21 protein-coding genes and 1 tRNA gene are annotated in these 23,883 nt (G+C 65.6%); 16 read left to right on the top strand and 6 right to left on the bottom strand.

Annotated features, from left to right (window positions below; translation table 11 throughout):
* Positions 1 to 136 precede the first annotated feature (136 nt).
* The 6 genes from P0Y64_03285 (at position 137) to P0Y64_03260 (ending at position 6,775) form a co-directional block, all read left to right on the top strand.
* On the top strand, positions 137 to 1,636 hold the full coding sequence (locus P0Y64_03285) for an AMP-binding protein (protein WEK43866.1): 1,500 nt from the start codon (positions 137 to 139) through the stop codon (positions 1,634 to 1,636).
* Positions 1,637 to 1,649: 13 nt separating this feature from the next.
* Positions 1,650 to 2,879, top strand: a complete 1,230-nt coding sequence (locus P0Y64_03280) for a cytochrome P450 (GenBank protein WEK43865.1) — start codon at positions 1,650 to 1,652, stop codon at positions 2,877 to 2,879.
* Positions 2,876 to 3,277 carry a zinc ribbon domain-containing protein gene (locus P0Y64_03275; GenBank protein WEK43864.1) on the top strand — a complete coding sequence of 134 codons (402 nt, stop codon included), beginning with the start codon at positions 2,876 to 2,878 and terminating at the stop codon, positions 3,275 to 3,277. Before P0Y64_03280 ends, P0Y64_03275 begins: the two co-directional genes overlap by 4 nt.
* Positions 3,274 to 4,440: a transporter gene (locus P0Y64_03270; protein WEK43863.1), complete on the top strand. Its 1,167-nt coding sequence runs from the start codon at positions 3,274 to 3,276 to the stop codon at positions 4,438 to 4,440. Before P0Y64_03275 ends, P0Y64_03270 begins: the two co-directional genes overlap by 4 nt.
* A 15-nt stretch (positions 4,441 to 4,455) precedes the next feature.
* Positions 4,456 to 5,628 (top strand): CoA transferase, encoded by a 1,173-nt coding sequence (locus P0Y64_03265; protein ID WEK43862.1) that lies wholly within the window; start codon positions 4,456 to 4,458, stop codon positions 5,626 to 5,628.
* An 820-nt stretch (positions 5,629 to 6,448) separates the two neighbouring features.
* A complete protein-coding gene (locus P0Y64_03260) occupies positions 6,449 to 6,775 on the top strand; it encodes a hypothetical protein (GenBank protein WEK43861.1) in 327 nt (108 codons plus the stop codon).
* 449 nt (positions 6,776 to 7,224) lie between these two features.
* Here the strand turns inward: P0Y64_03260 and P0Y64_03255 are convergent.
* Positions 7,225 to 7,300: transfer RNA gene (locus tag P0Y64_03255), tRNA-Thr, on the bottom strand.
* Positions 7,301 to 7,442: 142 nt separating this feature from the next.
* Here P0Y64_03255 and P0Y64_03250 point away from each other — a divergent pair.
* The 5 genes from P0Y64_03250 (at position 7,443) to P0Y64_03230 (ending at position 17,065) form a co-directional block, all read left to right on the top strand.
* Positions 7,443 to 8,699, top strand: a complete 1,257-nt coding sequence (locus P0Y64_03250; GenBank protein ID WEK43860.1) for a hypothetical protein — start codon at positions 7,443 to 7,445, stop codon at positions 8,697 to 8,699.
* 351 nt (positions 8,700 to 9,050) lie between these two features.
* On the top strand, positions 9,051 to 13,676 hold the full coding sequence (locus tag P0Y64_03245; protein ID WEK43859.1) for an NAD-glutamate dehydrogenase: 4,626 nt from the start codon (positions 9,051 to 9,053) through the stop codon (positions 13,674 to 13,676).
* Positions 13,677 to 13,988: 312 nt separating this feature from the next.
* Positions 13,989 to 14,393, top strand: coding sequence for a hypothetical protein (locus P0Y64_03240; GenBank protein WEK43858.1), 405 nt, complete (start codon positions 13,989 to 13,991; stop codon positions 14,391 to 14,393).
* A 15-nt stretch (positions 14,394 to 14,408) separates the two neighbouring features.
* A complete protein-coding gene (locus P0Y64_03235) occupies positions 14,409 to 16,520 on the top strand; it encodes a TonB-dependent receptor (GenBank protein WEK43857.1) in 2,112 nt (703 codons plus the stop codon).
* A gap of 17 nt (positions 16,521 to 16,537) precedes the next feature.
* A complete protein-coding gene (locus tag P0Y64_03230) occupies positions 16,538 to 17,065 on the top strand; it encodes a YcnI family protein (GenBank protein ID WEK43856.1) in 528 nt (175 codons plus the stop codon).
* Between the two features lie 51 nt (positions 17,066 to 17,116).
* On the opposite strand, the gene P0Y64_03225 is transcribed toward P0Y64_03230, so the two are convergent.
* From P0Y64_03225 to P0Y64_03215, 3 genes are all read right to left on the bottom strand, one after another.
* Positions 17,117 to 17,614, bottom strand: a complete 498-nt coding sequence (locus P0Y64_03225; protein WEK43855.1) for a DNA starvation/stationary phase protection protein — start codon at positions 17,612 to 17,614, stop codon at positions 17,117 to 17,119.
* A gap of 67 nt (positions 17,615 to 17,681) precedes the next feature.
* Positions 17,682 to 18,248, bottom strand: coding sequence for a TMEM165/GDT1 family protein (locus tag P0Y64_03220; GenBank protein WEK43854.1), 567 nt, complete (start codon positions 18,246 to 18,248; stop codon positions 17,682 to 17,684).
* Between the two features lie 60 nt (positions 18,249 to 18,308).
* Positions 18,309 to 18,614 (bottom strand): hypothetical protein, encoded by a 306-nt coding sequence (locus P0Y64_03215; protein WEK43853.1) that lies wholly within the window; start codon positions 18,612 to 18,614, stop codon positions 18,309 to 18,311.
* Between the two features lie 165 nt (positions 18,615 to 18,779).
* On the opposite strand from P0Y64_03215, the gene rpmG reads away from it, so the two are divergent.
* Positions 18,780 to 18,947 (top strand): 50S ribosomal protein L33, encoded by a 168-nt coding sequence (gene rpmG, locus P0Y64_03210; GenBank protein ID WEK43852.1) that lies wholly within the window; start codon positions 18,780 to 18,782, stop codon positions 18,945 to 18,947.
* A 107-nt stretch (positions 18,948 to 19,054) separates the two neighbouring features.
* Here the strand turns inward: rpmG and P0Y64_03205 are convergent, their stop codons facing one another.
* Positions 19,055 to 19,417 carry a response regulator gene (locus P0Y64_03205; GenBank protein WEK43851.1) on the bottom strand — a complete coding sequence of 121 codons (363 nt, stop codon included), beginning with the start codon at positions 19,415 to 19,417 and terminating at the stop codon, positions 19,055 to 19,057.
* A 34-nt stretch (positions 19,418 to 19,451) separates the two neighbouring features.
* Between P0Y64_03205 and P0Y64_03200 the strand changes: the two genes are divergently transcribed.
* From P0Y64_03200 to P0Y64_03185, 4 genes are all read left to right on the top strand, one after another.
* On the top strand, positions 19,452 to 19,724 hold the full coding sequence (locus P0Y64_03200) for a DUF3572 family protein (GenBank protein WEK43850.1): 273 nt from the start codon (positions 19,452 to 19,454) through the stop codon (positions 19,722 to 19,724).
* Complete coding sequence (locus P0Y64_03195) at positions 19,721 to 20,350, top strand: HAD family hydrolase (protein ID WEK43849.1); 630 nt, start codon at positions 19,721 to 19,723, stop codon at positions 20,348 to 20,350. Before P0Y64_03200 ends, P0Y64_03195 begins: the two co-directional genes overlap by 4 nt.
* A 33-nt stretch (positions 20,351 to 20,383) precedes the next feature.
* Complete coding sequence (locus tag P0Y64_03190) at positions 20,384 to 20,854, top strand: RidA family protein (GenBank protein ID WEK43848.1); 471 nt, start codon at positions 20,384 to 20,386, stop codon at positions 20,852 to 20,854.
* A gap of 122 nt (positions 20,855 to 20,976) precedes the next feature.
* Positions 20,977 to 22,107 carry a GNAT family N-acetyltransferase gene (locus P0Y64_03185; protein ID WEK43847.1) on the top strand — a complete coding sequence of 377 codons (1,131 nt, stop codon included), beginning with the start codon at positions 20,977 to 20,979 and terminating at the stop codon, positions 22,105 to 22,107.
* On the opposite strand, the gene P0Y64_03180 is transcribed toward P0Y64_03185, so the two are convergent.
* A complete protein-coding gene (locus P0Y64_03180) occupies positions 22,094 to 23,800 on the bottom strand; it encodes a hypothetical protein (GenBank protein WEK43846.1) in 1,707 nt (568 codons plus the stop codon). The two genes, P0Y64_03185 and P0Y64_03180, sit on opposite strands and share 14 nt — an antisense overlap.
* Between the last annotated feature and the right edge of the window lie 83 nt (positions 23,801 to 23,883).

Here is a 23,883-nt window from a genome sequence, read left to right as displayed (position 1 = left end):
GATAAGCGGAGAAGCGGCTCCGAAACAATAGCGCGCAAGGCCCCGTCAAAAAAATCTATTGTCATTAGATAAAAGCTTCCGTAGCTTCCGTTCGACGAAGCGCGGTGGATCGTAACCGCCGGACGGAGAGGCACGGATGGCGCAAACCTTACCGGGGGCGATCGCATGGTGGGCACGGATGCGCGGCGACCAGCCCGCGGTCCATCTCGACGGCGATATCTTGACCTATGCCGCATGGCACGATTGGGCGGGGCGCATTGCCGCGCGGCTGATCGCGGACGGGCTTCGCCCCGGTGACCGCGTCGCGATCTGCGCGACCAACAGCATCGCTTATGTCGCGCTGATCCTCGGCGTGATCCGTGCCGGCGGCATCGTCAGCCCGGTCAACTTTCGCTACACCGCGCGCGAGATCAGCGAATTGTGCGAGACGACCGAGCCGCGTTTCGCCTTCGCCGCGCCCGCGCAAACCGAACAGGTGCGGGCGGCGGGCCTGTCGCCGCGCGCCATGGCGGAGATCGAGGCGCTGCGCCACGGCGCTCCTATAACGCCGGCGCACGATCCCGATCCCGATGCGCCGGTGGTGATCATCGCCACCTCTGGCTCGACCGCAAAGCCCAAGGGGGTTGTGTTCACCAACCGCTCGATGACCGCTTATGCCGCGAGCTGGGCGGTCGAGGAAACCGCGTCGTCGGCCGGGGCGCGGATTATAAGCCTTGCGCCGCTCAGCACCTCGGCCGGGTTCGTCCAACTGCTCCACTATGCGACGCAGGGCTGTACACTTTACATGATGCCGCAATTCTCGGCGATCGGAGCGCTGCAACTGATCGAGCGTGAGCGGATCACCTGTTTCGGCGCGGTGCCGGCGTTCTTCGAATTCATCGCCGCGCTACCCGAATTCGCCGATGCCGATCTTTCCTCGATCAAGCTGGCGACCGCCGGTGGCGCGCGGGTCAGCCGGCAGTTGCTCGAAACTTACAAAGCGAAAGGCGTCACGATCCGTCAGATTTACGGCCAGACCGAAATCGGCGGCAATGCGACGATGATGCCCGAGCATCTCGCGATGGACGCGCCGGAGAAATGCGGCTGGGGCGGGGTGTTCATGGACCTGCGCGTGGTGCGCCCCGACGGCAGCGATTGCGCGCCGGGCGAGGCGGGGGAAATCCTCATGCGCTCGCCGGGGATGATGCAGGGCTATTGGCGCAACCCGGAGGAGACCGCCAAGGCGATCCGCGGCGGCTGGCTGTATTCGGGCGATATCGGGATGCTCGACGAACGGGGGCTGCTGACCTTCGTCGACCGGCTGAAGGATCTGATCATCTCGGGCGGGCTCAATATCTCCGCCGCCGAGGTGGAGCGCGTCGTGTGCGAATTCCCCGGCGTGGTCGAGGCGCTGGCGATCGCCGCGCCCGATGCGCGCTTCGGCGAGACGCCGTTCGTCGTCTATCACGGCCCGGCGGCCATCGATGTCGCGGCGCTCATCGTGCACTGCAACGCCAATCTCTCCGATTACAAGGTGCCGCGCTACGTGGTCTTTTCGGCCGAGCCGCTGCCGCGGCTCGCCACCGGCAAATTGTCCAAACCCGCGGTCCGCGAACTTTATGCCGGCGCGCACGTGCGCCTGGCGCGCGTGCGTTGAAGGAGCCATGTCGATGAACGCTGTCGCCCAGCCCGTTTCCCCCGCCCTCGGCAATCCGCCGCCGCAGGTGCCGGACGATCTGATCTTCGATTTCGATATCTATGCCGATCCGCGCATCGGCGAGGATGTGCAGGGGAGCTATGCCGCCGCGCTGGCCGATGCGCCCGACATTTTCTGGACGCGCGCGAACGGCGGGCATTGGATCGTGAAATCGTTCGATACGATCAGCGCGGTGGTTACCAATCCCGACCATTTCTCGGTGCGCGAGATGCAGATTCCGCGGGTGGAGAATCCGCCCTTCTTCATCCCGCTCAGCCTCGATCCGCCCGAAAACCTGCCCTATCGCCGCGCGATGACGCCGATGTTCGGCCCGGTCGCGATCAAGGCGCTGGAGCCGCGCATCCGGCAATGGGCGGAAAAGTTCGTCACCGCGGTCGCCGACAAGGGGCGGTGTGATTTTCAGGGCGAGGTATCGAAGGTCTATCCGGTCAGCGTGTTCATGGAGCTGATGGGGATGGATCTTGCCCGGCTCCATGATTTCCGCGAACTGGCCGAGGCGTTCTTCGACAATCAGAACAATGCCGGGGAAATGGCGCGCTTGTCCGGGCTGATCCTCGGCGAATTGAAGGCGCTGATCGCCGAGAAACGTGCGCATCCCGACGACAAGCTGATGACGCATTTCATCAACGTCGATGTCGGTGATCGCACGATGAGCGAGGACGAAATCCTCGCGATGAGTTTCGTCCTGTTCCTCGGCGGGATGGATACCGTGACCAACGTCACTGGCTTCGCTTATCAGCAACTCGCGCAAATGCCCGACGTCCAGCGGCGGATCGCCGCCGATCCGGGGCTGATCCCGGCGTTCGTCGACGAGGCGATCCGGCTCTATGGCGTGGTCAACACCCCGCGGCTGGTGGTGAAGCCGCAGCAGATCGGCGCGGCGCGTTTCGAGCCGGGCGAAATGGTGCTGTGCATCCTGTGCGTCGGCAGCCGCGATCCGGCGCGGTTCGACGCGCCCAATGCGTTCGATCTCGATCGCAAGCGCGCGGCGCACCTCACCTTTTCGAGCGGGCCGCATCTCTGCATCGGGCACGTCCTGGGCCGTGCGGAATTGCGCATCCTGACCGAAGAATGGGTGAAACAGGTGCCAGCGTTCGGCGCGGTCGCGGGTGAGCGCCATGTCTTCCGCACCGGCACGGTGATGGCGCTGGAAAACCTGCCGCTCGAATGGACTGTTGCATGAACCGCGCGGACGGCGCCGACGCGCCTTATTGGGAAGGACTGGCGGCGGGACGGCTGATGCTGCCGCGCTGTGATGATTGCCACCGCTGGATGTGGCCGGCCGGGCGGCGTTGCGGCGCATGTGGCACGATCGGCGTGCATTGGATCGAGCGGCCGATGAAGGCGCGGGTCTATTCCTGGACGCGGACCTGGCATCGCTTCGGTCTGACCGAGGGGCTCGATCTGCCTTTTACCACCGTCGTCGCAGAGGTGGAGGATTGCGCCGTCCGCTTGCTCGGCCGGCTCCATGATCCCGATCGGATCGATCCGGTGATCGGCGAAGCGTTGATCGGGCGACCCGCCGAAACGATCGTCGGCAACGATCGCATCCCGACCATCTTGTGGAGCCGTGCGGCGTGAATCATCCCCTTTTCGGCACCACCGCGATCGCCGGCGTCGGCGTGCGCCAATATAAGCGCGGCGGCTCGCCGCTCCCGGAGCGCAGCGTGCTGGTCGAGGCGATCCTTGACGCCTGCGCAGAGGCGGGCCTGTCTCCCGCCGACGTTGATGGCTTCGTCTCCTACGGCGACGACAAGAACGAGCCGGTCCGGCTGATGCCCGAACTCGGCACGAAGGAATTGCGCTGGTCGGCGCAGGTCTGGGGCGGCGGCGGGGGCGGGATCGCGGGCGCGTTCGGCGTCGCGGCGAGCGCGATCCTCACCGGGCAGGCGAACGCGGTCGTCATCTTCCGCGCGCTGGTCGAGGGGGCGAGCGGCCGCCTGTCCGCCGCGGTGATGGCGCACCATCTCAACGATCATCTGCTCGCCGCCGGGGTGGTCTCGCCGGCGCAGAATTGCGCGATCCGGGCCAATCGGTTGTTCGGCCGCCACGGCCTCGATCCGCGCATCGTCGAGGATCTGGTATGCGCCTCCTATCACCACGGCAACCGCAACCCCGAGGCGGTGAGCTATGGTCAGCCGTTCGACATCGACAAGCTGCGCACCTCGCGCTGGATCGCCGAGCCGTTCCGCCTGTTCGACTGCAGCCGCGAGAATGACGGCGCCGGCGCGCTGCTGATGGTCTCCGCGGAGCACGCGCGCGATCTCGCCAGGCCGCCGGTCTATCTCCTCGGCTGCGCGCAGGGCGCGGAGGCGGGGTGGGGCGATTTGCTCGAGAACGACGCCGACGATCTTTATGCCACTGGCGGCTTCCGCCCGATCGCGCGGCGCCTCTATGCCGAAACCGGGCTCGCGCCAGGCGATATCGATGTCGTCCAGCTCTATGAGAATTTCGACGCCCAGGGGGTGATGTCGCTGATCGACCATGGTTTCTGCGATTACGACAATGCCGCCGAGGTGATCCGGTTCGACAATCTGATCGCCGATGGCGGCAAGCTGCCGATCAACACCGCCGGCGGCAATCTGGCGCAAGGCTTCATCCACGGCATCGGGCTGCCGATCGAGGCGGTGCGGCAGTTGCGCGGCGAGAGCAGCAACCCGGTCGCCGGCGCACGCACCTGCCTCCTTGCCGGCGGCCCCGGCGCGCCGACCGTCAGTTCGGCGATCTTCGCCAATCGCATGTGATCGGCGGAGCGGCGCATGACGATCGCGGCTGACGGCAAGCCAATGCTGGCGGGGATCAAGGTCGTCGATCTGACGAGTGTTGTTTTCGGGCCTTATTGTACGCAGATCCTCGCCGATCTCGGCGCCGAGGTGATCAAGGTCGAGGCGCCCGGTGCAGGCGATGCCTATCGCTGGTCGGGGAAGGCAGCGGTGACGCCCGGGATGAGTCCGGGGTTCATGGCGATCAATCGCGGCAAGCAATCGGTCGCGCTCGATCTCAAGCAACCCGACGATCTCGCCGCGATGAAGCAATTGCTCGGCGACGCCGATGTCTTCGTGCTCAATGTCCGCGGGAAAGCGGTCGAACGGCTCGGGCTCGATTATGAAACGGTGCGGGCGCTAAACCCGGATATCATCTACGCGCATTGTGTCGGCTTCGGTCAGGACGGGCCTTATGCCGATCTGCAGGCCTATGACGATGTCATCCAGGCAGCGACCGGCGCGGCCACGTTGCTACCGCGCGTCGACGGCAATCCGCGTGCGCGCTATCTGCCGTCGCTGATCGCCGATAAGGTTGCCGGGCTCCACGGCGCTTATGCGGTACTCGCCGCGATCGTGCACAAACTCCGCACCGGCGAGGGGCAGAAGATCGAAATCCCGATGTTCGAGGCGTTCACCAATTTCATGATGCTCGAGCATCTCGGCGGGCTGACCTTCGACCCGCCCAACGCCCCGGCCGGTTATTTCCGGCAGCTCGATCCGGACCGCCAGCCGTTCCCGACCGCCGACGGCTTCATCAGTATTGTTTTCTATAATGATCAGGCTTGGCCGGTCGTATTTGAAATACTCGGCCATTCTTCCTTCCTTGAAGACGAAAGGTTCGCCACGCGAAAACTGCGCGTGGCGAACATGGCCCTGATGTATCAGGAGGTTGCCCGCCTTACACCGGGCTTTGCGACCGCCGAACTCTTGGCGCGCTGCCACACCGCACAGATTCCAGCGCAGCCGGTACGGGATCTCGGTGATATCATGCAGGACCCGCATCTCGTCGCGACCGGTTTCTTCTCGCGCAAGGAGCATCCGAGCGAAGGCGGGTATTTCGCGATGGCCTCCCCGGTGCGCTTCGCTGCGCATGGCGAAGCATCGGCGCGCCCGGCGCCGCTGCTGGGCGAACAGACCGATCAATTTCGGCCCGCAATCAGCGATTAAGACGGGGCGCTCCGCGATTTCCTGGTCATCATCTGCGCTGACAAACACTTGGAGGAGGTATTTCCCCGCCGCCTCGGCGCGCGCTTTGCCGATCCGATGCACCAAAATCTTGCAGCACCAAATTTACGATTGATTCAAAATCCAACGATCATCGATACAAACGTAGAGGACACCGCGTTTCGCGCCTAACGATCGATGATGAGAGGGGCATGAGCCGCAAGGCTTCTTTGCCGCGCTGAATTGGCATCGGTTAGGTGTTGCCCATTCGCCTATGTTTCAGCGTGCTCACGTCGGTTCCGATTCCGTAGCGCCACGTTCGCCCCCCGAGAGGCTATTATCTACTATTCGGAATCAAAAGCGGTCTGACGGCACTGTCCTCAATGGCGGTCCTTCCAAGCCGCGCCGTAACCCTCGCGGTCAACCGGCCGGTTTCGGGGAATAATCGATCGGTCTCGAACGACCGACTTCGGGCGCGTAGCCGTCGCCCGGCCGTGTCGCCGACTTAACGTCGGTTCACGACCCACTTTACGCCGTTCCGGCGCTTTTTCGCGCATCCCGATAGCCGCCCGGCAGCTTCGCCCTCGATGAGAATGGGCGCCCGTGGGTGCTGAAAGCGTTGGGCTGGGTGGAAAAGCGACTGACGGCTTTCGGGTTGGGCGGTTGCTGAACCGGACGTTGGGCAGGTTCGGATCGGCGCTGCATCCTGTGACGATGAAGATCTGGACGACGCATCCATGACTATGAAACTTGCAGAAGTTTCAATGCCATAGCTAGTCATTGATCTTGAATGCGACTTAGCCGTTGCGTCGACCGGGCGGGCATGAAGATCGGATTGCTGACTGCTTTTACCGCAGTTTCGTTGGCCAGTGCGGTCGACGCCGTGCCTCCGCTTTCCGCGGACGATGTTCGTGTCATCCGCGATGCCCTGCCACAACGCACCGGCGAATGGACTGAGTTCGACGGTCTCATGGTGTCCGCGCCGTTCCACCTGTTTCAACGCAGCGAGCAGTTCGTGCGGTGTCACCTCCGAGACGGGGCGTTTGCCGATATCCTTATCGAGCAGATCGAGAAACCAGCGCGACTTTTTGATCGTGGCGCGCGCTTTGCCCTCGCGTTCGATCTTCTGGATGTACTCGTCGGCAACTAGTCGGAAGGTCGCGCGCGGCAATCTCTGCGGCGATTTTGCGTTCCCGCTTCTCCCGGACGGGGTCGATCCCGTCGAAGAGTTTCGTGCGCGCTTCGTCTCGCAGCTTGCGCGCTTCCTGGAGCGAGGCCTTGGGGAAGCTGCTAAGGGAACGTTTTTCTCGATGCCGTGCGCGCGGAACCGGGAGCGCCAGAAAAGGCCACCGGACGGCTGGACCAGCTGGAACAATCCATCGACGTCCACGACCTTATATGGCGCGGCGCGAGGTTTGAGCGCGCGAATCTGTGCGACCGTGAGCATGGGACCGCACCCCTTCGAGTTGCTCGTGGTCTCGCTATTTTTGATCCCGTTTTAGTGGGCCACGGTGGAGCATAATGAGAAAATATGGGACCCGAATAGGTCCTGTATACCGCAAAAATCCGCGGTTTTCTAGCTGTGTTCTCAGGATGTTCTGGTGCCGCTTACAGGACTCGAACCTGTGACCCCCGCATTACGAATGCGATGCTCTACCAGCTGAGCTAAAGCGGCCCGTAGCACGCCGATCTGGCGTGTCGAGGCGCGGCGCCTAGCAGGACGTGGCGGGGCTTGCAAGCGGCGTGTTGTTTACGCGTCCTTTACCATGAGGGTGCACTATCGCCCGTGATACCGACTTGAGCGTCGAGGGGATTTTATGGACACCGCCCGCGGTTTTGATGATGGCCGGCCGTATGACAGCGACCCGGTTGATGGCGGGGTGGGAGAGGCGACTGTCGCGATCGGCAATGACGAACGCCGCATGCACGTGCGCGCCTATAATCACTGGGTTTCGCTGCTGAAGGGCCGTGCCTATCCCTCGATCGAGGATCTCGATCCCACCGGTATCGCCGATTTTGGCGCGCATAGCGTGCTGCTCGATTTCACGCGCGGGATCGACGATCCCGAAATCCAGTTTCTCGGCCGCGCGCTGCGCGAGGAATGTGACCTGGATCATGCCATCACCCGTATCGCGGAGGTGCCGGCCCGGTCGTTATTGTCGCGCCTGACCGATCACTATTTGCAGATCATCGCCAATCGCGCGCCGATCGGCTTTGAGGCGGAGTTTGTCGGCACGCGGGGCTATCAGACGCTCTATCGTGGCATTCTGATGCCGTTTTCATCCAGCGATGACCAGATCGACTATATCTACGGTGTGATCAACTGGAAGGAGGTGCTTGGGGCCGAAGAGCAGGCGCAGCTCGATGTAGAGCTTGCCGCGGCAATGCGGACGGCGCCAACCGCGCCGATCGTCGAGCCGGATTCCGATGGCCCCGAGGTGTGGGCGGACGGGCCGAGCCGACTGGTCGAAGCAGCCGAAGCGATCGAGGCGTCGCTGGCGCATTCGCTGGGCGACCGGCTCGCACTGGCGCGAGAGAGCGCGGCTGCGGCGCGCGCGTCCGATGTGCGCAGCCGTTCGGCCTTGTATCGCGCGCTCGGTCGGGCACATGATTTCGTGCTCGCTGCCGGAGACGATGCCGAAGGGCTGGCAGAATTGCTCGACGATGCCGGGTTGACGCAACAGGCACGCGCGCCGATGACGCCGCTGGTCAAGCTCGTGTTCGGTGCGGATTACGACAAGACGCGCATCACCGAATTCGCGGCCGTGCTGAATTTCGCCGCCCGCGAAGGCGTGCCGCTGGGCGGGCTGGTTTCGTTCATCGACGGCTATCCCGCCGGGGTGAAGGGCATCGTCGCGGCCGAGCGCGCATTGCGCCGCCCGGCCAAGCCGTTGCGTGTCGCGCCGGAAACCGATCGCGTGGCGATCGCGCATGTCTCCATCGAAACCGGGGCCTCGGTCGGAGAGATCGTTGTGCTGGTGGCACGGGCGACGGGGAACGGGGAACTCGACGTATTGGGTGCGGTGGCGAACGATACGCGGCTATCCACGCGGGCGCTCGCGGCGCTCGGCTGAGCCGGGGCGGAGTCGGCTGCGGGCGGCTTCGCCACACGATCGGGCGCATTTTTCGATAGCGGTGCAATCGTGCCACAGCTGGTGCGATGCGGGGCGGTGCGACGCCGTAAACGTCAGCCCGATGCCGCGGGTTGCGGAGTTGCCCGGGCGACTGTTCTCGCGCACGATCGATGCTGTCGCGATCGCTTTACCGTCCGAAAATTGCCGCGATCATCGGCGCGATAAAAAACGACATTCTCGCGCGGGCTTATCGCGCCGGAACCGCATGGAGCCCGGCTCCCCAGCATCGCAAATTGTTGCATTTGCCACAAGTCTTGAGCGGCGCGGCGGGTGGGCGCATACCTCCGCCCCATGACAAGGTCATCGCTCAAGGCGCTTTCGGAAGCGCTTGCCACCCGTCTCACCAACCGCGCACTTCCGGGGGAGCTCCAGGGCTTCGGTCCGGCCGAACAAGCTGAGGCCGCCGCCTTCCTTGCCGCGACCGCCGAGCGGCGCCCGCCCGGAACGGTGGCGATCGCGCTCGAGCAGCTTCCGGGCGATGCCGGCGCGCGACGTCAGCGGCTGGCGATCGTCAATGATGACATGCCGTTTCTGGTCGATTCGATCGCGGCTGCGATCGGCGCGCACGATATCGCGATCGATCGCATCATCCATCCGGTGATCGCGGTAACGCGTGGCGCCGATGGTGTGATCAAGGGCGTGTCGGATGCCGAAGGCACGCGTGAATCGATGATCTACATCGAGATGCAGCGTGCCGACGCGCGCGAACGGCGCGATCTGGTATCCGATCTCGAAGGCGCGCTGGCCGATGTGCGCGCGGCGGTTTCGGATTGGCGCGCGATGCAGGCGACGCTGGCCGCCGACGCGGGTGCGATCGAGGATACCGGCGGATCGAGCGAGGGCGCGACGTTGATGCGCTGGTTCCTCGATCGGCATTTCACGCTGATCGGGCATATGCGCTGGTATGCCGACGGGCGCGCATCCGGCGATGCGCTGGGCATCGCGCGCAATCGTCACAAGGTGCCGCTGCTCGCCGATCGTTCGCTGGAACTGGCGCTCGAGTGGTTCGCGAAGGGCGCTGAAGCGCCGCTGATGCTCAAATCCACGCTGATCTCGCCGGTTCATCGCCGTGTGCCGATCGACCTGATCATCGTGCCGATTATCGAGGGCGGCAAATATGCCGGCCTGTCGATCCATGCGGGCTTGTGGACCAGCGCCGCGCTCACCGCGCCGCCGCGCGCGGTGCCGGTGTTGCGTCAGCGGCTCGCCGAGATGGAAGCGAAGTTCGGTTTCGATCCCGCCGGCCACACGGGCAAGGCGCTGGCGCACGCGATGGGCGCGCTGCCGCACGACCTGGTGATCGCGTTCGATCCTGAATCGCTGGAGCGGCTGGCGCTCATCGCGATGAGCATCGCCGATCGCCCGCGTCCAAAGCTGGTGCTGGTGCGCTCGCCGCTCGGGCGGCAGATGTTCGGCTTCGTATGGCTGCCGCGTGACGAACTGACCACCGCGCGTCGCCTCGCGATCGGCGAGATGATCGCCGATGCCGCCGGCGGCGCGATCCTCAACTGGACGGTGGCGATGGAGGACGGCAACACCGCGCTGATCCGCTATACTGTCGATCTGCGTGGCGCGAGCGGCTTGCCGGACGAGGATGCGCTCGATGCGCAGCTCGAAAAGATGGTGCGCGGCTGGGTGCGCGATGTGGAGGTCGCGCTGGCCGATCATGTGCCCTCGCAACGCGCCGCGCGGCTGGGGCTGCGCTGGGCGGCGGCTTTCCCGATGAGCTACCGCACGGTCAGCACGCCGGAGGATGCAGCCGAGGATATCGTCCGGCTCGCGGAGCTGGAAGGCGCCGACGATCGCCAGGTCAATCTCTATCCCGCGACCGTCGCGAGCGAGCGCCGGCTGAAAATCTACAAGACCAATGGCGCATTGGCCTTGTCCGATGCGGTGCCCGTGCTGGAGAATTTCGGTTTCCGCGTGATCGGCGAATGGCCGACGCGGCTGCGCGAGGAAGCCGACAGCTACGTCCATGATTTCACGCTGGAGGCGAAAGACGCCGACGATGCGGTGACGAAGGCCGTGCTGGAAGGTGCCGTTGCGGCGGTGCTGAAGGGCGAGGCGGAGAATGACGAGTTCAACCGCCTGATCCTCGATGTCGGCCTCGCGCCGGATGCGGTGGTGCTGCTGCGCGCGTGGTTCCGCTACATGCGGCAGGCGGGCGTAAGCTATGGCCTCACCACCGTGGTCGATGCGCTGGCGCGCGCGCCGCAGGTGACGCGCGCGCTGATCGATCGTTTCGCGCTCAGCCATCAGCCGGGCGCGAAGGGCGATGAGGCGGCGGTCGAGGCGGCGATCGAGGCCGGGCTGGAGGCGGTGGTGGCGATCGACGACGATCGCATCCTGCGCGCCTATCGCGCGGTGATCGGTGCGACCTTGCGCACCAACGCCTTCACCGATGCGGGCCGCGAGGCGCTGGCGTTTAAGCTCGACAGTTCGCGCATTCCCGGCCTTCCGGCGCCGCTTCCTTGGCGTGAAGTGTGGGTCTATTCGCCGCGTATCGAGGGCATCCACCTGCGCGCCAGCCCGGTCGCGCGTGGCGGGCTGCGCTGGTCCGATCGGCGTGACGATTTCCGCACCGAGATCCTCGGGCTGATGAAGGCGCAGCGCGTGAAGAACGCGGTGATCGTGCCGAGCGGCGCGAAGGGCGGCTTCTATGCGAAGCAGCTTCCCAACCCGGCGGTCGATCGCGACGCATGGCTGGCGGAGGGGACGGAGAGCTACCGCATCTTCATTCGCACGCTTTTGTCGATCACCGACAATATCGTCGCGGGCAAGATCGTGCATCCGAAGGGGGTGGTGATCCACGATGCCGACGATCCCTATTTCGTCGTTGCGGCCGACAAGGGCACTGCGACGTTCAGCGATGTCGCCAATGCGATCGCGCTGGAACACAAATTCTGGCTGGGCGATGCTTTCGCCTCGGGCGGGTCGCAGGGTTATGACCATAAGGCGATGGGCATCACCGCGCGCGGCGCCTGGGTGTCGGTGCAGCGCCACTTCGCGGAACGCGGCGTGGACGTGCAGAGCGAGTCGATCCGTGTCGTCGGTTGCGGTGACATGTCGGGCGACGTGTTCGGCAACGGGATGTTGCTCAGCAAGACGCTGAAGGTCATCGCGGCCTTCGATCACCGCCACATCTTCCTCGATCCGGAGCCCGATCCCGCGACGAGCTGGAACGAGCGCGCTCGGTTGTTCGCGCTGCCGCGTTCGAGCTGGGACGATTACGACAAGGCGTTGATCTCCAAGGGCGGCGGCGTGTTCTCGCGCGGTGCCAAATCGATCAAGCTGACGCCGGAGGTGAAGGCCGCGCTCGATATCGCGGCGGACGAGATGGAGCCGACGGCGCTCATTTCCGCGATCCTGAAAAGCCCGGTCGATCTGATCTGGTTCGGCGGCATCGGCACCTATCTGAAGGCGGCGGGCGAGAATAATGCCACCGTCGGCGATCCGGCGAACGATCGCCTGCGCGTCGATGCGGAGGATCTTCGCGCGGTCGCGGTGGGTGAGGGCGCCAATCTCGGCGTGACGCAGGCGGCGCGCATCGCCTTCGCCTCGCGCGGCGGGCGTATCAACACCGACTTCATCGACAATTCGGCGGGCGTCGATTGTTCGGATAACGAGGTGAACATCAAGATCGCGCTCAATCGCGAGATGATCGAGAAGCGTCTCGCGTTCGAGGATCGCAACGAACTGCTCGTCGCGATGACCGATGATGTCGCGCATCTCGTGCTGGAGGATAACCGCCTCCAGACGCTCGCGCTGTCGATCGCCGAGGTCGATGGTGCGCGTGGGCTGCCGAGCTATGTCCGCGTGATCGAGATGTTCGAGGATGCCGGGCGGCTCGATCGCAAGGTCGAGGGGCTGGCCGCCAATGACGAACTGCTGCGGCGCGGCATCGAAGGGCGCGGGCTCACCCGGCCGGAGCTGGCCGTGCTGCTCGCCACCGCGAAGCTCGCGTTGCAGGATGCGATCGAGCATGCCCCACTTGCCACCGATGCGGCGCTGAAGCCCGATCTCCACGCCGCTTTCCCGAAGGCGATGCAGGAGAAGTTCGGCAAGGCGATCGACGAGCACCGGCTGCGTGGCGAGATCGTCGCGACCAAGCTCGCCAACCGGATGATCAACCGCATCGGCGTGCTCCATCCGTTCGAGCTGGCCGAGGAGGAGGGCGCGGCGCTTTCCGATATCGCGGCGATGTTCGTGGTGGTGGAACGGCTGCTCGATCTGCCGACCTTGTGGCGCGAGATCGAGACGGGCGCGATGCCGGAAGCGGCGCGCATCGCCTTGTTCGACGAAGTGGCGGCGGCAACCCGGTCCCAGATCGCAGACCTGTTGCGCGTCTCCGCGCCGGGCACCGCGCCCGAAGCGGTGCTCAAGCGGATCGGCAAGGGCGTTGCGCATCTCGATGCGCAAACGGGCGACCTGTTGCTGGACGAAGCGCGTGCGCATAGCGGGCGGATCGCCAACTCGCTGCAAGCGGCCGGCGCGCCGGAGGCGCTGATCGCCAAGGTCGTGCGGCTGTTCGAGCTGGACGGTGCGGTCGGCCTTGCCGATCTCAGCGAGCGGCTGGGGCTTGATGAGATCAAGGTCACGCGCGCTTTCACCCGGCTGGGGCAGGCGCTGGGGCTGGATTGGGCGCAGACCAATGCTGCGCGCATCACCTCCAGCGATCCGTGGGAGCGGTTGCTGATCGCGGGCCTGGCGCGCGATTTCCAGCAGCTGCGGCTCGATTTCCTTGGGCGCGCGGGCAAGAGCGATCCGGGCAAGCTGGTCGAGGAATGGCTCGCGGCGAACGGCCCGCGCGTCGTGCAGTTCAAGGCGTTGGTCGATCGTGCGCGCCACGCGCCGGCTCCCAACGCCGCGATGCTGGCGCAGATCGCCGGACAGGCGCGCGTGCTGCTCGGGCGGTAAACCCTTGGTCACGGGGTGACCGAGCGGGGAGAGAGATTGCTTTCCCCGCTCGGTGCCTCTGTGGGCGCGCCGTCGTGATCCGGCGAGTCCAGCGCGCCGGATCCGATCAAATCGCGATCTCCGCCGAGGTCAGAATTATTCCGGCGATGCTGTCGCCGATCCGCAATGCGACCAGCGGGACGCGCTGGAAGCTGACGTCGAGAAAACGTCTGAGATGCTGTGGCTTCCGGCGCGAAGCCGCAAGTGACGGACGGAATGCTGGTGGCGTAAATCGCGCATGACAGCCGGCGTCCACCCGGCTAACCGCTCCTCATGGCAGCGCTACGTCGCCTCCTGCGCACTTCTCCCGTGCTCGCCGCGCTGATCCTCGCGGCGGCGCTGTTGGTGCGCGTGCTGGTGCCCGCCGGCTTCATGCCGACGCTCGACAATGGCCGCGTCGTGATCGCGATCTGTAGCGGCTATGGGCCGACGACGATGGCGATGAGCATCCCCGGGCTGGAGCAGGCTGGGCATGCCGGCGATGAGGGCGATCAGGCGAAGAGCCCGTGCGCCTTTGCGGATCTCGCGCTGCCGCTGATCGGCGGGGCGGACCCGATTCAGCTCGCGCAGGCGCTGCTGTTCATCCTCGCGATCGCGCTGCTGCTCGCCGAGACGCTGCCGCCGCGTGCGCCCGGCCGGCTGCGCCCACCCTTGCGCGGACCACCCCTGATCGCCTGACCTGACGGGTTACGCGTGGCCGATGCCGCGCGCGCCCGCCCGATCACCAGCGACATATCCGGCGCGCCAGCGATGCGCGCCGCACAGGGGATTTCCATGTTCAGGACCATTCAGGCGGCGCTGCTCGCCTCGACCATCATTGCCACGCCCGCATTCGCCGCCGATGGCGAAGGCAAGCAGCCCGATGTCATCGTCACCGCCCAGCCGCAGCAGGACGATCCGGCGGTTGTGGCGGAAGCGCGCGCGCGGCTGGCGCGGACGCCGGGATCGGTCGCGGTGGTCGCGGCCGAAACCTACCAGGAGCGTAGCGTCACCGGGCTTTACGATCTGTTGCGCGACGTGCCGGGGGTGCTGGCGAACAAACGCTATGGCGATGAATCGCGGCTGTCGATCCGGGGTTCGGGGCTGGATCAGAGCTATCATCAGCGCGGCGTGTTGCTGGCGCAGGATGGCGTTCCGTTCGCCGATGCGGACGGCTTTTCGGATTTCCAGAAGATTGACCCGCTCGGCGCGCGTTTCATCGAGGTGTACAAGGGCGGTAACGCGCTGCGCTTCGGCGGCGCGCAGCTTGGCGGCGCGGTGAATCTGGTCACCCCCAATGGCAAGACGGCCGAAACCCCGTTCACCTTTCGCGCCGAGGGTGGTTCGTTCGAAACATGGCGGGTGCAGGCGGCGGGGGCGGGCCGCGCCGGCGCGTTCGATTATTATGCGTCGGTCAACAGCTACCGTTCCGACGGCTATCGCCAGCAGGAAAAGTCCGATGTCACGCGCGGCACGGTCAATCTCGGCTACAGTTTCGACGAAGATAACGAAGTCCGCCTGATCGGCTATGCCGCTGATATCCGGCAGCAGGTTCCCGGCGCGCTGACGCTTTCCGACGCGCTGGACAACCCACGCTACGCCGGCGATGGCGTCGTCGCGCGCAAGCAGGCGCGCGATCAGACGGTCGAGCGCGTCACGCTCCAGACGCGACTGCGCCTGTCCGACAATGTCGTGTTCGAGGGCGGTGCCTATGCGACGCAGACCGATCTGCATCACCCGATCTCGATCGTGATCGATCAGGCAACCAATACGCAGGGGCTGTTCGGCCGCTTCGACGTGACGGGCGAGATCGCGGGGCACAAGGCCGATCTGTTCTTCGGCGCTTATTATCGGCAGGGCGGCACCGAGCAGGATCTCTATCTCAATTTTGCCGGGCAGGATGGCCCGCGCATCGGGGACGCGCAGCAACTCGCCAGTGGGTTGGACGTGTTCGCGGAAGGGCGGCTGTTCGTGCTACCCGAACTCGCGGTCGTCGCGGGCGGATCATGGGGCCGCGCGACGCGCGATTATCACAACCGGCTCGGCGATAAGCGCGACGAGACGAGCTACGACTGGTTCGCGCCGCGCATCGGCCTGTTGTTCGAACATGGCGCAACGCAGGTCTACGCCAATTACACCCGCTCGGTCGAACCGCCGCATTTCGGCGCACTGACGCAGACCAACACCAGCGGATCGTTGTTCGTGCCGCTCGACACCCAGCGCGCCTGGACGGCCGAGATCGGCACGCGCGGCCGTGCCGGGGCCTTCAGTTGGGATGTGGATTATTATCGCGCGGAGGTGGATGGGGAATTGCTGAGCTTCCTCCCCGCCGCGAACCTGCCGGCGACGGTGTTCAACGCCGGGCGGACGCGGCATCAGGGGGTGGAGGCGAGCCTTGACTGGCGGTTCGCGCCGGGCATTCGCCTGCGCCAGACCTATGCCTGGTCCGATTTCCGCTTCGTCGATGATCCGGTCTATCGCAACAATCGCCTGCCGGTGGCGCCCGAGCATCAATATCGCGTCGCGCTGCGTTACGATGGCGCGCACGGCGTGTTTGTGGAGCCCTTCGTCGACTGGCGAATCAAGTCGGTATGGGCCGATTACGCCAATACGATGAAGGCTCCGGCTTATGCGCTGCTCAATGTGAGCGGGGGCTTCGCGATCGGCGCGGCGACGGTGTTCGTTGATGCGCGTAACCTGACCGACAAGCACTACACCGCCGAATTCGCCGCGATCACCGATGCGCGCCAGCCCGGCGTGAACCGCGCGGTGTTCTTTCCGGGGGAGGGGCGCTCGGTATTCGGCGGCGTCCGCTTCGCCTTTTGATCGGAGGAGGAAACGTCATGCGCCTTGTGCCAACGCTCGCCGCTATGTTCGTCGCGCTCAGCGCCACGGCGACCGGCGCGCATATTGTCTTCGCCGAGCCGGAAGCGCAGGCGGGCGGCTATTACGCCGGCTTCCTGCGCGTCAGCCACGGCTGCGGCGCATCGCCGACACGCTCGATCCGGGTCGAGATACCCGATTCCATCGTCTCCGCGCGGCCGCAGCCCAAGCCGGGCTGGACGCTCGCGATCGAGCATCAGCCGCTGAAGGTGCCGATCAGGGGGGAGGGCGGTGCGCTCATCGCCGAGCGAGTTTCCGCAATCACCTGGACGGGCGATCTGCCGGCCGATCAGTTCGATCAATTCGGGGTGATGATGAAGCTGCCGACAGAGCCTGGGCCGCTCTATTTCCGCACCGTGCAGCGGTGCGCGACGGGCAGCAACGACTGGGTCAACCTGCCTGCATCCGCGGCGCAATGGCATATGACGGCGATGCCTGCGCCGATGCTGCTGCTGCGCGCCGCGCCAATGACGCACGATATGCATTGAGCCAGCGCGGCTGTCGGGAGAGGGCGCTCCCCCGGCAGCCGCCGTCTCGGCTCAGCCCTTGCGGGTGGCCTCGAACAGAAACCAGGCGCGCTCCTCGGCCTGATCGGTCCATTCGTCGACGATGCCGCTGGTGGCATTGTCCTTGGCTTCCTCGGCGGCGTCCTTCACCGTGCGAAAGCTTTCGACGAGCTTCAGATTGTCGTCGCGCAGCTCGATCAGCATGTCTTCCGGGCCGACGAACGGCTGGTCGTTGTCGCTGATCGTCTGATGGCGTGCGACATCGCCGATCGAGCGCAGCGTGGTGTTGCCGGTCTTGCGCACGCGCTCGGCAATGGCATCGGTCACGCCGAGGATCTGCGTCGCCTGATCGTCCATCAGCAGGTGATAGTCGCGGAAATGCGGGCCGGAGACGTGCCAATGGAAGTTCTTCGTCTTGAGGTAGAGCGCGAAGCAATCCGCGAGCGCCGAATTCAGCGCATCGGCCACCGACCGCGTTTCGTTGCGGGCGAGGTCGCTTGGCGTTTTCAGCTTGGGATTGGTGGTCGGCACGAGGATTCCTCCATTGATCTGGTTCGTTGCGATAACGGACCAATCGGGGAATCGCTCCATTGAGAAATCAGATCAGAGCAATCGATTGGAGCCCGATCACGATGCCGGCGAGGATCATGCACGCGCCCGTAGCGAGGCTGATCGCGCGGCGCGGCAGTGCGATCCAGCGGGCCTCGCCGATCAGGATCGCGGGCACCGTCACCGCGAGCGCGCCCAGTGTCGCGCCAACCGCCGCCAGCCATGGCAAGGTGGAGCGAGCGGCGAGCGCCGCGACGATGAATTGCATGCGATCGCCCAACACCATGATCGCCAGCCCCAGCACGCTGGTCGCGATCGCGCCGAGCTGCCAGTTGGCCAGCCGATCGGGCGCCTTGTCGCGCCATGACGTGCCGACCCCCGCGAGCACCAGCGCCAGAGCGAGCAGCATCCCCCGCGCTTCCGGTGCGAGCAGCGGTGCGAGCAGGATGCCGCCCAATGCCCCCAGCGCGTAATTCCCCGCGAGCGCCAGTGCGACAGCCGCGATGACCACGCCCGGCGCGCGATAACGATCGCCCAGGATCGCCGCGAGCCACGGCGTACGGTCTCCAAGCTGGCACAGCGCGGCCAGCACGAGCCCGGCCATCAGCGCGTCCATGGAACCTCGCGAGCCGCACCCGCGCCGGAAATGCGCTTCACGCGCATCGCATAAAACTTCTCAGGCGAACCGTACCTGACAGGCGGCGGCAAAGGCATCGGAGGTGGCGTCATCCTGCCGCTCGCTATGCACCGCTTCGCCGAGCATCGCGAGCCAGTCGTGCACCAGCGCGCCACGTTCGCCACGCGCCAGCGCCGATTCGAGCAGATGGGCGACCGTCACCGCCGGCAACATCCCGTTGCGGCCCGCGATGCGCCGGATCGCGTCGATCTCGTGCGCGAGCCCCGTCGTGCCGCGCCGTTGCCCGATCGCCATGATCCTTTGCGTCAGTTCGGCGCGGATTTCCGCGAAATCATCCTCCGGCATCGCCCGGTCCTCCCCTGTGTGGAAAGGATGCGCCCGGTCGGTAAAGGACGCGTTAACCGCGCCCGGCGCTTGACATATCGCGCGGGGTCGGCCATTCGCCCAGCCCTGTCAGCGGCGCGCCTTGCTCGTCGCTCTTTTTCAGTTTCGCAAACACAGGAATTGGTCATGGCCAAGCCGACCACAGTCAAGATCAAGCTCGTCAGCTCGGCCGACACCGGCTTCTTCTACGTCACGAAGAAGAATCCGCGCACCAAGACCGAGAAGCTGTCGTTCAACAAGTACGATCCCGTCGTGCGCAAGCATGTCGAGTTCAAGGAAGCCAAGATCAAGTGACGCTGCCGGCGGCGTGAACGCGCCGCCCGCGTCCTTTCGGCTTCGGCCGGCATCGGGAGCCGCAGGCACTGCGCCCGCGGCTCTTTTCTTGCGTCTTCAAACGATGCTCAAACCAGCGCGCCCACTGCATCCATGAAGCGGGCGAGGCTGATCGGCTTCGACACATAAGCGGCGGCCCCGGCGGCGCGAATCCGATCTTCGTCCTCGCGTCCGGCATAGGCGGTGACGGCCATCACCGGAATCTCGCGCAGCGCCTCGTCGGCCTTCAGCTCCAGAATCAGTTCGTGCCCGGTGACATAGGGCATCTGGATATCCATCACGATCAGGTCCGGCTCGAACGCTCGCGCGCGTTCCAGCGCCTCCCGCCCGTCACGCACCGGCTCCGCGGCATATTCATGCGCGCGCAACAGATCGCAGAACAGTTTCAGATTGAGTTCGTTGTCCTCGACAACGAGCACCCTTTTTGCCACGCCCCAGAACCCCCAATTGATTGCAAGATAGGCAATGCGCGACGCGGATACAAATACGGACCTTCAGGCACTTGCGCTTCATGCCTTGGCGTGGACCTTAGGGGAGTCACGCCGCGCCGAGCGACTGGTCGGCCTGACCGGGCTTTCGCCGGACGATCTGCGTGCGCGAATCGGCGATCCGGCGGTGCTTGGCGCGTGCCTCGCCTTCCTTGAGGGGCATGAGCCGGATCTGATCGCCTGCGCCGCCGCGCTCGATGTCGCGCCGGAACGGCTGGTGGCCGCGCGCCGCGCGCTGGAGGCGGCATGACCCGCCCGCTGCTGATCTGCGATTGCGACGAGGTGTTGCTGCACATGGTGCGCCACTTCGGCGTGTGGCTGGGCGAGGCGCACGATATCGAATTCGAGCCGCGCTCATGGGAATTGGGGCGCAACATGCGCCATCGGGTCACCGGCGCGCCGCCGAGCCGGGAGGAGATGATGGGCTTCCTCGGCGGCTTCTTCCCGTCGCAGATGCACCGGCAGACGCTCGTGCCGCATGCGCGCGAGGCGCTGGCGGTGCTGGCCGAGCAGGCCGATATCGTGATCCTCACCAACCTTGCCGACGATTGCCGTGGCCCGCGTATCGAGCAGCTCGCGGCGTTCGGCATCGCGCATCGCGTCGAATGCAATCAGGGTGGGAAGGGCGGCCCGGTCGCGCGGCTGGTGGCGGAGCATGGCGATCCAGTCACCGTGTTCGTCGACGATCTGCCGCATCACCACGCCTCGGTCGCCGAACACGCGCCGCGCGTCCATCGGTTGCACATGGTGTCGGAGCCGGAACTCGCTCCCGGCGTGCCGTCCGCCCCACAGGCGCATGCCCGGATCGACGATTGGCGCGAGGCGCAGGGCTGGATCGCCGCGCGTTTCGCCGCTGGCCGCCACGCGGAGGATTGACCGGGGCCGCGGGCGGGTGTTGAAGCTGGGCGCATGACCGAACTTATCGATCGCAAGCTGGCCGAGCTGGGCCTGTCGCTTCCCGAAGCCGCCGCGCCTGTCGCGGCCTATGTCCCCACCGTGCTTTCGGGCAATCTGCTTCACGTTTCCGGGCAGCTTCCGTTCAAGGATGGCAAGCTCATCGCCGGGCGGCTGGGCGAGAATGTCAGCGTCGAGGAAGGGCAGGATGCCGCGCGCCGGTGCGCGCTGATGCTGATCGCGCAGGTAAAGGCTGCGCTCGGCGATCTCGCGCGGGTGAAGCGGGTCGTGAAGCTGGGCGTGTTCATCAATTCGCACGGCGATTTCACCGATCAGCCGAAGGTCGCCAATGGCGCCAGCGAGCTGATGGTCGCGCTGTTCGGCGATGCCGGCAAGCACGCGCGTTCGGCGGTTGGCGTGCCGGTGCTGCCGCTCGGGGCGGCGGTAGAGGTCGATGCGATCATCGAGGTCGGCGAGCCGCTGTAATCGCGGCTTGAGCGGCGCCGCGCGCGCCTTAAGTTAGTGTCGATGGCACTTTCCTCGACGTTTCACCGCATGCCGGGCGCGCGATGCGCGATCCGGCATGTCGTTCGATGGCGGTGCGGCGCATGAGCAGCATATCGGCGCGAATGGTGGAAGGTGTCTCTGCGATCGCCGCCGCCGATTGGGATGCCTGTGCCGGCACAGGCAATCCCTTCGTCAGCCACGCCTTTCTGTCGGCGCTGGAGGAATCGGGCAGCGTCGGCGCGCGCAGCGGGTGGCAGCCGCTGCCGGTGATCGTCGATGGCGCAGATGGGCGCCCGGCCGGAATCGCGCCAAGCTATGCCAAGAGCCACAGCCAGGGCGAATATGTCTTCGATCATGCCTGGGCCGATGCGTGGGAGCGCGCGGGCGGCGCTTATTATCCCAAGCTGCAGATCGCCGTTCCGGTCACGCCGGTGCCAGGGCCGCGCCTGTTGTTGCGCGACCCCGCCGTTGCGCCCGCGCTGATCGCCGCGCTGGAGACGGTGATCGATCGCCACCAGCTTTCCTCCGCGCACGCCACCTTCATCGCGCCCGATCAGGTGCCGCTGTTCGAGGCGGCGGGGTGGCTGATCCGGCAGGGCACGCAATATCACTGGCGCAACAACGGCTATCGCACGTTCGACGATTTCCTCGCGCAGCTTTCCAGCCGCAAGCGCAAGGCGATCCGCAAGGAGCGCGCGGCGGCGGTGGAGGGGCTGACGATCCGGCACCTCGCGGGGGACGAGATCGGCCCGCGTGAATGGGGCGCTTTCTGGGAATTCTATCAGGATACCGGCAGCCGAAAATGGGGCCGCCCGTATCTGACGCATTCCTTCTTCCCGCTGCTTGGCGAGCGGATGGGGGACAAGGTGTTGCTAATCCTCGCCGAACGTGATGGCCGGCCGATCGCGGGTGCGCTCAACCTGATCGGCGCGGATACGCTCTACGGCCGCTATTGGGGTTGCGTGGAGGAGGTGCCGTTCCTCCATTTCGAGCTGTGCTATTATCAGGCGATCGACGCCGCGATCGCGCGTGGCCTCTCATCGGTGGAGGCGGGCGCGCAGGGCGAGCACAAGCTGGCGCGCGGCTATGTGCCGGTGCCGACATGGTCCGCGCATTATCTGCCCGATCCCGGTTTCCGTCGCGCGGTGGCCGATTTCCTGATCCGGGAGCGCGCCGCGATCGAGGAAGACCGCGCATTCCTTGAGCAGCTTACGCCCTTCAGGAAGGGTTAGCGGTCGCGTTCGCGGCCTCAGCCGCCGCTGCGGCCGCAGCCGCTTCCGCCTGCGCCGCGCGCTTGCGGCGAATGCGCTCGCGCAGTTCGAGCAGCGGCGCTGGGATCAGCTCGCTATCCTCGATCTGCGGCGCCGGCCTGGTGCGATCGACCTTGAGCAGTGCGCTCGTCCCGTCCGGGGATTGCCACACCGGCACGAGATCGCTGGCATAACGCGGATCGAACTTCGGCGTGCGGATCAGCCAGACGTAATCGAATGCGTCGCGCGGAAAGCGCGCCATCGAGAAGCCCACCGGCCGCCACCATTCGCGCATGCACCAGCGCGCGGTGACGATCTGCGACGGATCATGCGCGAAGCCGCCAGCGGCGAAATACCGCGCGGTGAGCAATTGCGCACCCGCCATCGACCATTGATCGTTGGTATAGGCGAGCCGCCGCTCCAGCGCGATCGCGGGAAGATGCTCCAGCCGCGACATGGTCCATTTGTTATCGCAGCTATAGCCGACGAAGCTCACCACGCGCGCGCCGATCGGCAGCTTGTCGAGCGCGGCCAGCTCGGTGCGATAATCGCGCGCGAACATCGCATAGCTGATCGTGGTGCTCGCGGTCCGCGCGAGGAAGAACGCCAGCCCCAGCGCCGCCAGCGTGCCGGCATGGCGCATGGTGATATTGGCGCGCGGCCGAATCGCGATCACCGCGATCGCGATGGCATATGGCGCGAGCCGCATATCGGCATAGGCCGAGCCGAATACGATCCGGGGCAGCAGCAGATAGACCGCCGCGAGGAACAATGCGGAAAGCCCGAGATTGCGCGAATATTCGATCGCCGGATCACGCAATCCCTTGAGCAGGATCAGGTAGAGCACGGCGATGCCGGTGATATCCCACCATTGCCACCGATCGCGCAGCACCATCAGCAGCCACGCCGATTTGGCCTGCCAGTTGAACCAGTCGGTCGTCTGGCCGGTGACGTGATCGCCTGATCGCCAGAAGATCATCAGCAACATGGGCAGCGCGAGCGGCACGCAGGCCAGGCCGGCGCGGAACCAGCTTGCCACCCAATGGCCCGATCCGGCGTCCTTGCGTCGATCGTGTTCGCGGACCATTTCGGCGGAGAAGGCGAGCACGCCCAGCACGCCCCAGCCGAACGTGTGGCACAGCCACAACAGGCAGGATGCCGGCACGAAGATCGCGGCGCGCAGCCGGAAGCTCCGCAGTCGTCCCAGCCGCAGCCACAGCGCGAACAGGCACAGGGCGAGCCCCATCGACAGCGCGAAATTCACGAAGCCGAACTGGAACGGGTAGCAATAAGCCAGCGGCAGCGCGAACAATGCGGTGGGCGGGATGCGGCCGTGCACCTCGCGCGCGATCCACAGCAGCCCCGCGGTGGTGAGCGCGGGGATCGCCATCACGATCAGCTTCACCCCCAGCTCCAGCCCGAACAGCTTGGCGAAGGGAATGATGAGCAGGTCGATGCCGAGATTGCCGATCAGCGACCATTTGAAATCATACCATTGGCTGAGCCAGGGCACGGTATCGATTGAAAGCTGGACGCGATAACGCCCCATATGCCCCGGCAGGTCGACCAGCGGCGGGATCGTCGGCCACAGCAACGGCACGAGCGCGAGCAGCGTCGCAACCACGACGAACCAGCGCGTCTGCCACCAGCGCAACCTTGCCCCCGGACCTTCCATGCTATCGTCCTTACCGGTCGTGACTCAGGCTCCGCAAGGGGCGAACGTCGTGCGGAAGCGGGGCGAGGCCTTGGAAAGCCACG

The sequence above is a fragment of the Candidatus Sphingomonas colombiensis genome (genome assembly GCA_029202845.1).
Classification (GTDB): Bacteria; Pseudomonadota; Alphaproteobacteria; order Sphingomonadales; family Sphingomonadaceae; genus Sphingomonas; species Sphingomonas colombiensis.
Note: the sequence above shows the minus strand (reverse complement) of the source record. Positions and strands in the feature narration are given on the sequence as shown.

Bases quoted from the DNA above. Each gene is read 5' to 3' on its own strand.
- P0Y64_03285 (WEK43866.1), top strand. From the start codon at position 137: ATGGCGCAAACCTTACCGGGGGCGATCGCATGGTGGGCACGGATGCGC.
- P0Y64_03280 (WEK43865.1), top strand. From the start codon at position 1,650: ATGAACGCTGTCGCCCAGCCCGTTTCCCCCGCCCTCGGCAATCCGCCG.
- P0Y64_03275 (WEK43864.1), top strand. From the start codon at position 2,876: ATGAACCGCGCGGACGGCGCCGACGCGCCTTATTGGGAAGGACTGGCG.
- P0Y64_03265 (WEK43862.1), top strand. From the start codon at position 4,456: ATGACGATCGCGGCTGACGGCAAGCCAATGCTGGCGGGGATCAAGGTC.
- P0Y64_03260 (WEK43861.1), top strand. From the start codon at position 6,449: ATGAAGATCGGATTGCTGACTGCTTTTACCGCAGTTTCGTTGGCCAGT.
- P0Y64_03250 (WEK43860.1), top strand. From the start codon at position 7,443: ATGGACACCGCCCGCGGTTTTGATGATGGCCGGCCGTATGACAGCGAC.
- P0Y64_03245 (WEK43859.1), top strand. From the start codon at position 9,051: ATGACAAGGTCATCGCTCAAGGCGCTTTCGGAAGCGCTTGCCACCCGT.
- P0Y64_03240 (WEK43858.1), top strand. From the start codon at position 13,989: ATGGCAGCGCTACGTCGCCTCCTGCGCACTTCTCCCGTGCTCGCCGCG.
- P0Y64_03230 (WEK43856.1), top strand. From the start codon at position 16,538: ATGCGCCTTGTGCCAACGCTCGCCGCTATGTTCGTCGCGCTCAGCGCC.
- P0Y64_03220 (WEK43854.1), bottom strand. From the start codon at position 18,248: ATGGACGCGCTGATGGCCGGGCTCGTGCTGGCCGCGCTGTGCCAGCTT.
- P0Y64_03215 (WEK43853.1), bottom strand. From the start codon at position 18,614: ATGCCGGAGGATGATTTCGCGGAAATCCGCGCCGAACTGACGCAAAGG.
- rpmG (WEK43852.1), top strand. From the start codon at position 18,780: ATGGCCAAGCCGACCACAGTCAAGATCAAGCTCGTCAGCTCGGCCGAC.
- P0Y64_03200 (WEK43850.1), top strand. From the start codon at position 19,452: ATGCGCGACGCGGATACAAATACGGACCTTCAGGCACTTGCGCTTCAT.
- P0Y64_03195 (WEK43849.1), top strand. From the start codon at position 19,721: ATGACCCGCCCGCTGCTGATCTGCGATTGCGACGAGGTGTTGCTGCAC.
- P0Y64_03190 (WEK43848.1), top strand. From the start codon at position 20,384: ATGACCGAACTTATCGATCGCAAGCTGGCCGAGCTGGGCCTGTCGCTT.
- P0Y64_03185 (WEK43847.1), top strand. From the start codon at position 20,977: ATGAGCAGCATATCGGCGCGAATGGTGGAAGGTGTCTCTGCGATCGCC.
- P0Y64_03180 (WEK43846.1), bottom strand. From the start codon at position 23,800: ATGGAAGGTCCGGGGGCAAGGTTGCGCTGGTGGCAGACGCGCTGGTTC.